This is a genomic window from Klebsiella sp. A-Nf5 (assembly GCF_002810545.1).
GTDB classification, from domain to species: Bacteria; Pseudomonadota; Gammaproteobacteria; order Enterobacterales; family Enterobacteriaceae; genus Klebsiella; species Klebsiella variicola.
The window spans coordinates 81,819-94,567 of the sequence record NZ_PIOG01000023.1 but is presented as its reverse complement, the minus strand read 5'-3'; the positions used below and the strand labels follow the sequence as shown (position 1 = coordinate 94,567).

General features: G+C 57.4%; 8 protein-coding genes. 5 read left to right on the top strand and 3 right to left on the bottom strand.

All coding sequences use genetic code 11. The features are described 5' to 3' along the window. A partial coding sequence (locus tag CWM53_RS01450) for a sigma-54-dependent Fis family transcriptional regulator (RefSeq protein ID WP_100750712.1) occupies nucleotides 1–1,527 on the bottom strand: 1,527 nt, incomplete at its 3' end. A 263-nt stretch (nucleotides 1,528–1,790) separates the two neighbouring features. Here CWM53_RS01450 and CWM53_RS01445 point away from each other — a divergent pair. From CWM53_RS01445 to CWM53_RS01425, 5 genes are all read left to right on the top strand, one after another. Beyond that, entirely contained in the window at nucleotides 1,791–3,311 is a 1,521-nt protein-coding gene (locus CWM53_RS01445; protein ID WP_100632150.1) for an aldehyde dehydrogenase family protein, read from the top strand. 700 nt (nucleotides 3,312–4,011) lie between these two features. Beyond that, on the top strand, nucleotides 4,012–4,605 hold the full coding sequence (locus CWM53_RS01440) for a fimbrial protein (protein ID WP_100632149.1): 594 nt from the start codon (nucleotides 4,012–4,014) through the stop codon (nucleotides 4,603–4,605). Between the two features lie 194 nt (nucleotides 4,606–4,799). Further along, entirely contained in the window at nucleotides 4,800–5,462 is a 663-nt protein-coding gene (locus CWM53_RS01435; protein WP_074387805.1) for a molecular chaperone, read from the top strand. Between the two features lie 77 nt (nucleotides 5,463–5,539). Further along, on the top strand, nucleotides 5,540–8,053 hold the full coding sequence (locus CWM53_RS01430) for a fimbria/pilus outer membrane usher protein (protein ID WP_100730382.1): 2,514 nt from the start codon (nucleotides 5,540–5,542) through the stop codon (nucleotides 8,051–8,053). A gap of 7 nt (nucleotides 8,054–8,060) precedes the next feature. Continuing rightward, nucleotides 8,061–9,155: a fimbrial protein gene (locus CWM53_RS01425; RefSeq protein WP_100730381.1), complete on the top strand. Its 1,095-nt coding sequence runs from the start codon at nucleotides 8,061–8,063 to the stop codon at nucleotides 9,153–9,155. 12 nt (nucleotides 9,156–9,167) lie between these two features. Here CWM53_RS01425 and CWM53_RS01420 read toward each other — a convergent pair whose 3' ends face one another. Next, nucleotides 9,168–10,196, bottom strand: coding sequence for a fimbrial protein (locus CWM53_RS01420; RefSeq protein WP_074387807.1), 1,029 nt, complete (start codon nucleotides 10,194–10,196; stop codon nucleotides 9,168–9,170). Nucleotides 10,197–10,198: 2 nt separating this feature from the next. After that, complete coding sequence (locus tag CWM53_RS01415) at nucleotides 10,199–12,736, bottom strand: fimbria/pilus outer membrane usher protein (RefSeq protein ID WP_100730380.1); 2,538 nt, start codon at nucleotides 12,734–12,736, stop codon at nucleotides 10,199–10,201. Between the last annotated feature and the right edge of the window lie 13 nt (nucleotides 12,737–12,749).

The window sequence follows — 12,749 nt, the reverse complement described above, 5'->3', positions numbered from 1 at the left end:
CACGTTTCCCGGCCACGGCAGCTGGCTGAGGTGGACCAGCAGTGCATTTGAAAGCGTCACCCGGCGTGAAACACCGCCCAGATCGCGCCACAGCGCGGCGATAAAGGTTTCCAGCATCGGCCACTCGCGCAGCGGGGGCAGCGCCAGGGCGTACTCCCGCAGGCGCCACAGCAGATCTTCACGGAATTCGCCGGCGCTGACCCGTTGCGTCAGATTGCGGTGGGTGGCGCAGATCAAGGCGAAGTTCACCGGCACGCTGCGGCTGGCGCCCAGCGGCGCCACCTCTTTCTCCTGCAACACCCGCAGGAGCCGCGTCTGCAGCGCCAGCGGCATATCGCCGATCTCATCAAGAAACAGTACCCCGCCCTCAGCCTCGCGGATTTTACCGATATAGCCGTTTTTGCTGGCGCCGGTAAATGCCCCCGGCTGGTAGCCGAAGAGCTCGGATTCGATCAGCGATTCCGGGATGGCCGCGCAGTTGATGGCGACAAATTTGCCGCTGCGCCAGCGGCTGTGCTGATGCAGCGTGCGGCTAACATACTCTTTGCCGCTGCCGGTTTCCCCCTCAATGCAGAGCGCAATGCCGGCGTTGAGCAGCCGCAGCAGCTTTTCGCCTTCGCGCGGACTGGTGAAGGGGAGATGCATGGCCGGCGGGGCGCTTACCGCGACCCGGCGGCGGGTGGGCTCCCGCAGGCGATAGTGATAGCGGCCCTGCGGGGTGGTCAGCGGCAGCGGGACGCTGACCGCCGTTTGCGCCAGCGTCGGAAAAAGCGACGCAAAGGTAAGCTGGCCAAACTGCGCCGCGTTCAGGCCGAACTCGCGCATCGCCAGCCGGTTGCCGGCGGTGAGGACGTTGTCAGAGAAGACCAGCAGCAGCTCCTCGACGCTGTCGAGCTTGTCCACCTGCTGGTGCAGGCTCATCAGCCACTGTTCCGGATGCAGGCTCTGTTTCACCCACAGATATTCAATCTGCTTTGCCGCCGCCTTCACCCAGCCGAAGGTGTGCTGGTGGGGAAAATCCGCCGGGCCGGAAATATCCAGCACGCCGGCAATGCTTCCGTCCGGCCGCTGGAGCGGCATCGCCGCACAGTACAGATTCTGGTTGCGGGTGAGAAAGTGCTGGCGGCCATCGATTTCGCAGCCATCGTCAATGACCAGCGCAGTGCCAATGGCATTGGTCCCGCGCCCGCTTTCGCTCCACAGGTTACCGGGGGCCAGCGCGACGCGCTGAGCCTTCAGCATCGCCTGAGTATCGCCGACGGTGTGCAACACCAGGCCGCTGGGGTCGGAGAGGATCACCACCGACTGCAGGTCCGCCACCTGGCGCGACAGCGCCTCCACCATCGGCTGCGCCAGCTGCTGCAGGCTGCGGTGGCTGGCGAGCCGGTCCGCCAGTTCCCCGGCGCGCAGACGGGGAAAATCCTCGGTAGCGGGATCCAGACCATAGCGCTGGCAGCGAGACCACGAATCGCTGAGCAGGGGGTTAGCGTTAACCTCTGGTGCGAGAAGATAGGGATTGCCTGGCACAGGGCACCTCAGGGTCGATGTTGCTGTGTTGCAATATTGTAGCTATTTGGTTTATTTGGTGTTGCGATTTGCGACACATAAGTGGACATCTGTGCGACAGCGCTTGCCCGTCTGGTAAATAAATCATCCTAACTCATTAATAAATAATATAAATTATTGGCAATAAAAAACTGGCATAACCCCTGCAAAGTAAGAAGCGTTCGGCGGCAAGTTTAAAAAATCAATATGCCGCCGCGTCTCAACCCTACAGAAGGAGATTTGCGATGCGTTATGCACACCCTGGCCAGCCCGGCGCCCTGGTTTCATTTAAATCTGCTTACGGCAACTTTATTGACGGTAAATTTGTCGAGCCGCTGAGCGGTGAATTCTTTATGAATACCTCCCCGGTCGACGGCAGCAACATTGCGCAGTTTCCCCGCTCGGACGCCAAAGACATTGAGTTCGCCCTCGATGCCGCTCACCGTGCGGCGCCAGCGTGGGGTAAAACGTCAGTGCAGCAGCGCTCCAGGCTGCTGCTACAGGTCGCCGATCGTATTGAACAGCACCTTGAGTATCTGGCCGTCGCGGAGAGCTGGGACAACGGGAAACCGATCCGCGAAACCCTGAATGCCGACCTGCCGCTGGCGGTGGACCATTTCCGCTACTTCGCCGGCTGCCTGCGCGCCCAGGAGGGGAGCACCGCCGAGATTGACGAAACGACGGTGGCCTATCATTTCCATGAACCGCTGGGGGTGGTTGGACAGATTATCCCGTGGAACTTCCCGCTGCTGATGGCCGCGTGGAAGCTGGCCCCGGCCCTGGCGGCGGGTAACTGCGTGGTGCTCAAGCCGGCTGAACAGACGCCGCTGAGCATTACCCTGCTGCTGGAGCTGATCGGCGATCTGTTCCCGGCCGGGGTGCTTAACGTGGTGCAGGGATTCGGCAAAGAGGCGGGCGAGGCGCTGGCCACCAGCAAGCGTATCGCCAAGCTGGCGTTTACCGGCTCCACGCCGGTCGGCCGGCACATTCTCGCCTGTGCGGCGGAGAATATTATCCCGTGCACTGTCGAGCTGGGAGGAAAATCGCCCAACATCTACTTTGCCGACGTGATGGACGGCGAAGAAGAGTTTATTGAAAAGGCGGTGGAGGGGCTGGTGCTTGGCTTCTTCAACCAGGGTGAGGTCTGTACCTGCCCGTCGCGGGCGCTGATCCATGAATCCATCTATGAACCCTTTATGGCGCGGGTGATGGATAAAGTGGCGCAGATCCGCCGTGGCGATCCGTTAGATACCAACACCATGATCGGCGCGCAGGCTTCCCGCCAACAGTTCGATAAGATCCTCTCCTATATTCAGATTGCCCGCGAAGAGGGCGGACAAATCCTGACCGGCGGCGAGCGGGCGGTCATCGCCCCGGCGCTGGATAACGGTTTTTATATTCAGCCCACGCTGATTAAAGGCCGCAATGATATGCGCAGCTTCCAGGAGGAGATCTTTGGGCCGGTGATCGGGGTGACCACCTTTAAGAACGAAGCGGAAGCGCTGACCATCGCCAATGAGACCCAGTTTGGCCTTGGCGCCGGGGTCTGGACGCGGGATACCAACCTCGCCTATCGTATGGGCCGCGGGATTAAAGCCGGTCGCGTATGGACCAACTGCTATCATATTTACCCGGCTCATGCGGCGTTCGGTGGCTATAAACAGTCCGGCGTCGGCCGGGAAACGCACAAGATGGCGCTGGATGCCTATCAGCAAACCAAAAACCTGCTGGTGAGCTACGGCACCGCGCCACTGGGTCTGTTCTGAGGACATTCCCGCGCGTCTGACCCATCCTCTATCCGCAATCCGTCCGGGTTGCGGATTTTTTTTAACTGCAAAATAACCCTGCTATTTAGTCGACTTTATTGAGCGGCATGACCAATACATTCACGCTGTTGATGTAACATCTTTCACTTGAAAATAAAAAGAGTTCCACAACAAGAAATTATGCGCACTGAGGCGGACACTTGCGCTTCATTTATGTAGAAATGATGAATATTAATACCAGGAAAATTCCTAATTTTCCTCTACTACCGATCGGAAGCACGATAAAACAAGACGACTTTTTGGGCGATTACTTTTAAATTTGTTAATGGCTTTGATCTGTTGTTGTTTGAACGTGTTTAATTACCGTTTGTATAGATATGTAAATTAACATTGAAAAGGCATTTCAAAAATAAATTCTATGACGCCGATAATTCTTAACTTATCCGCAACATTGCGTTGGGTTGCCTTTTGGTGGGACCGGTAATATATTTATTTCGCACACCAAAATAACTCTTTGTCTTCTGTTTTTTATTATTAGCGACACTTTGTCGAAATAAAGCAGAGTGAGAGAGCGTGTGCCTACTATCCTGCGGAAGGAACGCAATGAACATTTACAGGGAGGAACTGATGAGCAGCTTCGCGATAGCCATGCGCTATTGTCGATGACTGTGCGATATATTCGTTAACGATGAGATAAATAATGAAATCCCAACTTCGTATTATGGCAATTCTCATGGGCGCGCTGGTTTCTGGTGCGGCAATTTCTGGCAATACGCAACCCGCAAGATCGACAATGACCGTTAACCCAGGCGCCAGCGCAGGCACTCAGGGTACCGGTGGGCAGGTGATTTTTAACGGCTCTATTACCGACAGCTCCTGCAACGTCGACAGCGGTTCAACCGGCCAGACCGTGGATCTGGGCAAATGGGCCAGCAGCTATTTTACCGGCACCGGCTCCGAAACCACCAAAACTCCCTTCCATATCAAAGTCAAAGATTGCCCGGCCAGCGTGGCCAAGGTTGCGGTGCTGTTTGACGGCGCGCGCGATCAGTCTGATACCACTCTGCTGGCCACCAATGGCGGCGCCACCGGCGTGGCGATCAAGCTGTATGAAGACGACCAGAACACGGCGGTCAGCCTCGGCAAAGTGTCCAAAGATCACCCGGTCGTCGCGGGCGCCACTGCCGGCACCGGCTCTGCTGACCTCGAGTTTTACGCCGACTATGTCTCTACCGGGGCCGTGGCGGCGGGTGATGCCAACGGTACGGCTAATTTCAATATGATTTATAACTAATCTTATTGCGCGTTATTCAGAGCCAGTTCATTGCATCTGGATCCATAGCAGTCTGTTGAAACGTTAATGGCGAAGCAGTCGCGATATATATTCGTGACGGTATTGTTGTTCCTGCTAATTATCTCAGTGGTTACTGGCTCTGTTATTTGCTGCTTTATTTTATTGTCTGTTCAACCTTTACCTGATGGTTATTAATGATGAAGAAAATAATTGCCGTTGCGGCCTTTCTGCTGTGCTCCACAGCAGCGCAGGCCGGTATTGTCATGGGTGGAACCCGTGTGATTTATCAGGAAGGGAAGCGTGAAGCCGCTATTTCAGTCACCAATGCCGATACCCATACGCCGTATCTGGTGCAGTCGTGGGTGGAAAATTACGCGGAAAATGACAAGAGCAAGGTGCCCTTTATTGTGACCCCACCGCTGTTCCGTCTCGATCCGGAGCAGAATAACGTCCTGCGTATTAACTTTATTGGCGCGTCGCTACCCGGCGATCGTGAGTCGGTGTTTTGGCTGAACGTCAAAAGTATTTCTCCGACGCCGCAGGGCGAGGTGAATAAGCTGCAGGTCAATATTAAGTCGAAATTCAAAATCTTCTATCGGCCCAATGGCCTGGCGGGCGACCCGGCAAAAGCCTGGCAGCAACTGAAGTTTACCCAGTCCGGCGGTCATCTGACGGTGGCAAACCCCACCCCGTATTTTGTCTCTTTTTACTCCGTCGCGGTGGGCGGGCAGAGCATCGACGAGCCAGGCATGGTGGCCCCCTTCGGCCAGAAAACGTGGCCGGTGAGCGGGCACGGCACCGTCAAATGGCGGGCGATTAACGACTACGGCGGTATCAGCGATTTCGCCCAGCAGTAATTCCCTTTGTGATGATATGACCGGACGGCGCCAGCATGAAAAGAACAACAACAGCGAAGGTGCGGGAATATGCCGCAATGCCAGTGGCCGCCAGCCGGGCACTGGCGCTGGCGACGGTACCGACGATGATGTTTTGTCTCAGCCCGCTGAACCGGGCGCTGGCCGACGACTATTTTGACCCGGCGGCGCTGGAGTTTGCCGATCCGCAGCAGCAAACCTCCGACCTGCACTATTTCGCCAAACCCGGCGGGCAGCAGCCGGGTACTTACTCTGTCACCGTGGTGGTTAACGACCAGGAGCTGGGCCAGGCCGATATTACGTTTGTTGACGATGGCGGGAAGCTGCAGCCGGTGCTGACGCCCGCTCAGCTGGCGGATTATGGGGTCAACGTCAGCGCCTTTCCCGTCTTTCAAACGCTGCATGAAGGAGAGACCTTCACTCGTATCGAGAAGTTTATTCCCGATGCCAGCAGTCGGTTCACCTTTGCTAACCAGCGCCTGACGTTGAGTATTCCCCAGGCGGCGATGAATGTGCAAAGCCGCGGCTATGTCGATCCATCGCGCTGGGACGATGGCGTGCCCGCCGCGTTTGTTGATTACTATTTTTCCGGTGCGCAGATCAAGAGTGCCGATGACGGGGAGAGTAGCCGCTCGAACTACCTCAATTTACGCAGCGGCGTGAACCTGGGCGCCTGGCGGCTGCGCAATGTTTCCTCGATGCAGTACGACCAGCAGCGTCGGCACTGGGATTCACAGAGTACCTGGCTGCAGCGCGACGTCCGCTCGCTGAAGAGTCTGCTGCGGATCGGCGATACCTATACCACTGGCGATGTCTTTGACAGCATCCCCTTTCGCGGCGTCCAGTTGATGTCTGACGATGAGATGCTCCCGGACAGCCAGCGCGGCTTTGCCCCCACTATCCGCGGCGTGGCGCACAGCAATGCCAAAGTGACCGTCTCTCAGCACGGGTATGTGATCTACGAGACCTTCGTGTCGCCGGGGGCATTTGCCATCAGCGATCTTTACCCCACCTCGCAGAGCGGCGATCTGGAGGTAAAGGTGACCGAGAGCAATGGCGCCGTGCGCACCTTCACTCAGCCCTATTCCGCAGTTCCTTTTATGCTGCGCGAAGGGCGCGGCAAATTCAGCCTTAGCGCCGGGCGCTACCATTCGGGGGCGGATACCGTCCGCTCGCCGGAATTCCTCCAGGGAACCCTGTTCTACGGTCTGTCGGCGGGATTTACCCTCTACGGCGGTACGCAACTGGCGCAGGACTATCAGTCCTGGGCGCTGGGCCTGGGTCGCGGCTTCGGCGAGTTCGGGTCGCTGGGAGGCGACGTGACCCAGGCCGTCACCCGCACGCCGTCGGGCAAACGCTACGCGGGCCATTCGCTGCGCGCCCAGTATCAGAAAGATTTTGTCAGCTCGGGGACCTCATTCAGCCTCGCCAGCTACCGCTACTCCTCCAGCGGCTATTACGATTTTGCCGAAGCCAGCGCGCTGGAAAGCGCGCAGGGGCAGGTGGACAACCGGCGTCGCCGGGAAGAGCTGTCGGTGACACAAAGCCTTGGCGGCCTCGGCAGTCTGGCGATCTCCGCCTGGTCGCAGGATTACTGGCACCGGCAGAGCCGGGATGAGACGGTACACCTCGGGTTCTACAGCGCCTGGAAGGGGATCTCCTGGGGCGTGGGCTATTACTACACCCGCGCCAGCAATCAGGAAAAAAATGACCGTTCCTGGTCATTTAATATCAACATCCCGCTGGGCGGCCCGCTGTCCGACAGCGCGGTAAGCTATAACACCACCTCGGACAGCAATGGCTATACCTCGCAGCAGGTCTCGCTGTATGGCGCGGTGCCGACGCGGCCAAATCTGTTCTATTCGGTCCAGCAGGGCTATGGCAACCAGGGGCGAGGCAGCAACAGCAGCGTCGCGCTGGATTACCACGGCGGCTTCGGCAACGCCCAGCTCGGCTATCGTCATGACGCCGCCAGCAACCAGCTGACCTGGGGAGGCGCCGGCTCGGTGGTCGCGCATCCGCACGGCGTCACCTTCGGCCAGACGGTGGGCGAGAGCTTCGCCATCGTCCGCGCGCCGGGGGCCGCTGGGGTGGCGGTACAAAACGGCAACAATGTGCACACCGACTGGCGCGGCTATGCCGTGGTGCCATCCCTGACCGCCTACCGGAAAAATGTCATTACCCTCGACACAGAGTCGATGGCCGACGATACCGACGTCGATCAGGAGGGGCAGACCGTGATCCCCGGCGGCGGCGCGGTGGTGATGGCCAACTACCGGACCCACATTGGCAACCGGGTGCTGTTTACCCTGCGCAATGCCCAGGGGCCGTTGCCGTTTGGCGCCAGCGCGCGGCTGGTCACGGCGGAGGAGAGCGGCAATGCGCCGGGCGGCATGGTGGCTGACGGTGGGCAGGTGTACCTCAGCGGCGTGCCGCAGGAGGGGACCCTGGCGGTGAGCTGGGTCGTTAACAACCAGTCGCAGAGCTGCACGCTGCATTTTCAACTTCCGGATAACCCACAGCAGAGTCTGAATACGGTGAAAACCGTCTCCGGACTGTGCCAGACACGCTGAGGCGGCTATGAAATCTGTTCTTCGTCTACTTCCTGTTCTCTTTCTGCTGGCGCTGAGTGGTTACCTCCCCGGCGTGCGGGCTGAAACCTGCCGCGCGAATATCGGCCAGACCACGGTCAATATTCCCAATATCAAATATTTACCCACGCTGCCGGTCAATACCCAGATGACCAGCGCGATGGCGGATAACGGCAGCGGGATCCCTTTTTCCTGCGACCTGCAGCTGCCGACGGCGAGCGCCAAACGCATCGTCTATAAGCAACTGAAAACCGGCGGCGCGCCGGTGGTAATTAACGGACAGCACGTCTACCCCAGCGCCATCGACGGCATCGGTTACTCGCTCAGCTTTCAGTGCGCGGGCGGCCCGATGCGCGCTATCGACGGCAGCCACTCCGCGGGCGGCGAGTCGGTGGTGGTGTGCGACAGTGCAATGCTCCCGGCGCTGATGACGCAGCAGCAAACCACGGTCAGGATCGCGGTGACCTTCTATAAAACCGGGACGGTGCAGCTGGCGGACGGGACGCATACCAACTCGCCGTCGCTGCCGCAGGTGGGGGAGATGACCATTGAGCAGCAGGCCAGCGGGAGCGCCGGCTATGTCGCCAGCGCGCCGGTCAGTCTCGATATGGCCGCCCTGAACGTGGACATCGGCAGCAGCGGCAGCTGTCAGGTAGCGACGTCGACGATCCAGGTCACTCTGGGCACGGTAAACCGGGCGGAGTTTCACGGCAAAGGGAGCACCGGCGGCCAGGCGAAGCGCTTTTCGATTCCGGTGTTCTGCCCGTCGCCGACCGACGTGCGCATCGGCTTTTTCGGCGTCAGCGTGGAGAGCGATACCCTGGCCCTGAGCAAGGCCAGCAACAGCGCCAGCGGCGTCGGCGTGAAGCTGACCTACGGCAATAACCCCGGCGCGGCGGTCTCTGATGGCACCAGCGTTAAGATCAATGAGGCCAGCAACTTGCCGATCCTGAAAAGGGTGACCGGCGCCAACGCCGGTACCGCCGAAGCGATCAATTTTAACGCCCAGTATGTGCAGACTGACGCCACGGTGGGGGCGGGCACGGCCAACAGCATGGTTACCTTCGCCCTGGAGTATAACTAACCCGGTGCGGCGTTATTCAAAGGTCACGGTGATTTTGGCCGTCGCGGAAAAAGGACCCAGCTTCGGCGTTCTCGACAACCAGAGCAGCCCCGCCGTATAGGTGCTCGCGAGGGTCGCGCCAGTTGCCAGCGTAAAGTGAATCGGAGCATTCATCTCAATACGTGGAAGCATGCTGGCGTTTGGCGAGATGACGATGCCGAAGCCGCTATCCGGCTGTGGCAAAATAATGGCGCTCTCCTGTACCGTATTGGTGGAGCTAAACGTAGTCAGCATAGGTTCGGTCCCGCATTCACTGCCGTTACCCTGCTTGACCAGACCATAGGTGACGGTAAATGGGCGTGTTTTTTCATAGTAGCCCGGTCGGGCGTTACCGGCAGGAATATCGCCAAAGTTAATTTCGCTTGGCGAAATAGATACCGTGGGGACGCAGGCCATCGTGCTGATACGGTTCAGGCCGGTAATGAAAAGATTATAGTTGGCGCCAGCGGTGCCGTTACGTAGACCGCCTTGACCATCTACCTGAAAAAGCGACAATTTAAGGTTATCGGCTATTTTACCATCCCCGGTCACGCTGCGGCCCGTCGAGACGATATAGACCTGGTAAACCAGGCTGAATGTCTGCGCAATGGCCGGGGACTTGCAGGTATTACCGCTTTTATCACACAGCGTCGCCGGGCCAATCTCCACGGATGTTTTATTTTGTAGCAGATGGTCGACGCCGTTGTAAGTAATGCCTATTTGGATAAAGTTGGGCAAGCTGCTGGCTTTATTTTCCGGATCCAGCCAGAAATAAGCGCTTTCACCGTTCGGAAAATTATCAGTATCTTCGCAGGTGAAGGTGGCGGTAATAGGACTGGAGACCCATATCTTTTTATTGGCAATAAGCTCGCTGCTGGAGACTTTAATGATGTTCTCGATATTCACGACTTCGCTGATCGTGGACGAGGTGGTCTTGCAGGTCAGCGCCTGCGCCGGGAAGGCGCTCAGCATGAACAGAAAGGAAAGCCATGTCAGAAATAACGTATCGCTAAGTCGGCGCATAATTACCTCGTGGGGGTTACTGTGCAGATTAAGGATAATTCACGCCAGGCCGTCGCCTGCTGAGGCTCCTGGCGCAGTTCGGGCAGGGTGATTTCGCAGCTTTGCTGGTGCGTTTCGCCCCATTTCATCTGCAGCTTTTCGCCTGAATCGACGCCGCTGACATAAACTTCCCCTCCCGGGCCGACCAGACCATTGCTGATCCCACTGGCGCGATAGAGCTGTGCGCCCAATGGTGGATAGCTCCCGTCGGCGAGGGTGGTATGGATCAGCACGCTATATCCCCGGAATGTATCAAAGCGCACCCGGGTAATTGCCCCGCGGGTAGGCACGGTATCCGCCACTGCGTTAGGGACATCAAGAAAGGCATCGAAGTCCTGAGGGTTGAGAGCGACAGAATTGACCCGATAGGGAACGCTTTGTGGTACGACAGCGTAGCCGAATGGATCGATGCGCACGCCGGTCTGATTCTCTATCCCTACCCCCTGAGCGTCTTTGGCTTCCACCAGCGCAAAGGTTGATCCCAGCGGTTGCGAGAGGGTAACGCCGCCGCGGTGTGCCACCACGCCGCCGCTCAGATTCAGACTCGCCTGACGGTTGCTTTTGCTGTAGGCGTAGCCGGTATATAGGTTACCGTATTGGCCGAGATAACCCAGGCTGGCGCTGTTGGTGGTATGGCTGGTGTCGTCATAGGCGCTGGTGACGGCCCAGCTCAGGCGACCATCATCGAGCAGAGCGCCGTTTACCCCAGCCTGCCCGGAAGTGCCAGAAGATTTACTGTGGGCGAGGGTAAATGCGGTATTGATCCGGCGGTTTTCTTGCAGAGTAAAAGGGATGGAAACGCGCAATGTGATGCTGTTGTCGTCATGCGTGAAGTGGCTACGCGTATTCTGATAGTACAGACCATAGTTCACGTTATGGATAGTGGTATTAAAGCCCGCTTGCAGAGAGATATCGCTTCCTGAGCTATTCCAGTAATTTTGCTGGCTGAAGTTAAGGAAGAAAGCGCTGTTCTTACCGAGAGTTTGCCGGGCAGAAATATCAAAGCGATGCTTTTTATTATAAAACCAGGACGTGTAATAGTGTTGGGGAGCGCTTGCCTGCCAGCTTTCGTCTTCGTCTGAGGGCCAGTAATCATTTTCGTACAGGCCATTGTGCCAGCGTCGACGCTCGTTAACCGCATCGCTGAGGCTATAATAACCTGCGGTTGAGTAACGGTAGCCCGCGATTTGAAAGTCGGTCTTGCTCGATAAAAAGGATTTAGCATACAGAAAACGCACGCTCCCTCCCTGCTTGCGCTGGCCACTCGCCAGCGTCGTTCCCGCCAGCGTATAGTCGGCTGAGAGGGCGCCAATCTCCCCCAGATTGCTACCGATGCCAAAGGCGCCGGCGCGATAGTTCTCTGCTGCAAGGGCGCCACCGTATAGTGTGAAGGTATTATTCAGGCCATAAGAGAGCGAACTTTGCATCAGGGCGGGAGCATAGCCGTCAGCGCCGTCATGATACTTCCCCGCCGACAGCTGATAATTCCATTGGCCTGCCCGCACCAGCTGTGGCAGGGTGGTGTAAGCGACAGTAAAGGTCGTCTGGCTACCGTCGGCTTCAATGACGGTCACGTAGAAATCACCGCTGCGGTTAACGGCGCTGATATCATTTAGCTCAAAGGGACCGGCTGGGACGTTCTCGCTGTAAATCAGATAGTTGTTCTGCCGTACTTCCACCCGGGCATTGCTGTTGGCCACACCTCGAATGACCGGCGCGAAGCCGGTCTGGCTGCTGGGGCGCATTTCGGCGTCGGTGCCAAGCTGTACGCCGCGAAACTGGACGCTATCGAAGACGCTGTTGTCGGTACTGGTCTGGCCGACGACAAGCCGGCTGCGCCAGGGAATGATGTTCGTTTCCGCCCAACTGGCGATACTTTGCCACTTATCCGCCTGCCCGCTGAACTTATTCCAGTAAGCATTATTGCGAAATCGCCACGATGCAATATTGATCCCGCTGTTTAGCGAAAGATATTGATACTGGTGACTGCCCCTGTCGCCATTATTGGCATCGGTAGAATAGCTGTAGTTGACGAAAGCAGCGTTAATACCTTCATCAAAGCGCATGGGGGAAACATAGTCACGGGGATAGTGCTCAATATATTGCTGAGGGATATGAATGATCAGCCGATGATTAGCGATATCCAGCTGTTGCTCTGCCTGGCCGATCGTCTGCGACAGAGCGAAACAGGGCTGGTGGTCATCATTAATCTTGACTCCATAGCGGATATATTCCGCCGCGCTCAGGCAGGGGGCCAACCCGCCGTGTGCGCTATCCTCTGAAAAGCGAACGGGACGACTGTCCACTAGCAGATCGTTAATGTAAATATTAACGTCATAGGTGCCCGGTATGACGTCGCTATCGCTGGCGACAAACTGATTAAAAGCCAGCGGGTCGATACCGTTCACAAACTGGGCATTGTAGCGTTCCGCACTGTCTGCCGGTAACGTGACGGAGATTAACCATGCGCTGGCAAAATAGCGTAATTTAATATCGTCCATCACTCTATCTCCC

Coding starts and splice junctions, on each gene's coding strand:
- CWM53_RS01445 (WP_100632150.1), top strand. CDS start 1,791: ATGCGTTATGCACACCCTGGCCAGCCCGGCGCCCTGGTTTCATTTAAA.
- CWM53_RS01440 (WP_100632149.1), top strand. CDS start 4,012: ATGAAATCCCAACTTCGTATTATGGCAATTCTCATGGGCGCGCTGGTT.
- CWM53_RS01435 (WP_074387805.1), top strand. CDS start 4,800: ATGATGAAGAAAATAATTGCCGTTGCGGCCTTTCTGCTGTGCTCCACA.
- CWM53_RS01430 (WP_100730382.1), top strand. CDS start 5,540: ATGCCAGTGGCCGCCAGCCGGGCACTGGCGCTGGCGACGGTACCGACG.
- CWM53_RS01425 (WP_100730381.1), top strand. CDS start 8,061: ATGAAATCTGTTCTTCGTCTACTTCCTGTTCTCTTTCTGCTGGCGCTG.
- CWM53_RS01420 (WP_074387807.1), bottom strand. CDS start 10,196: ATGCGCCGACTTAGCGATACGTTATTTCTGACATGGCTTTCCTTTCTG.
- CWM53_RS01415 (WP_100730380.1), bottom strand. CDS start 12,736: ATGGACGATATTAAATTACGCTATTTTGCCAGCGCATGGTTAATCTCC.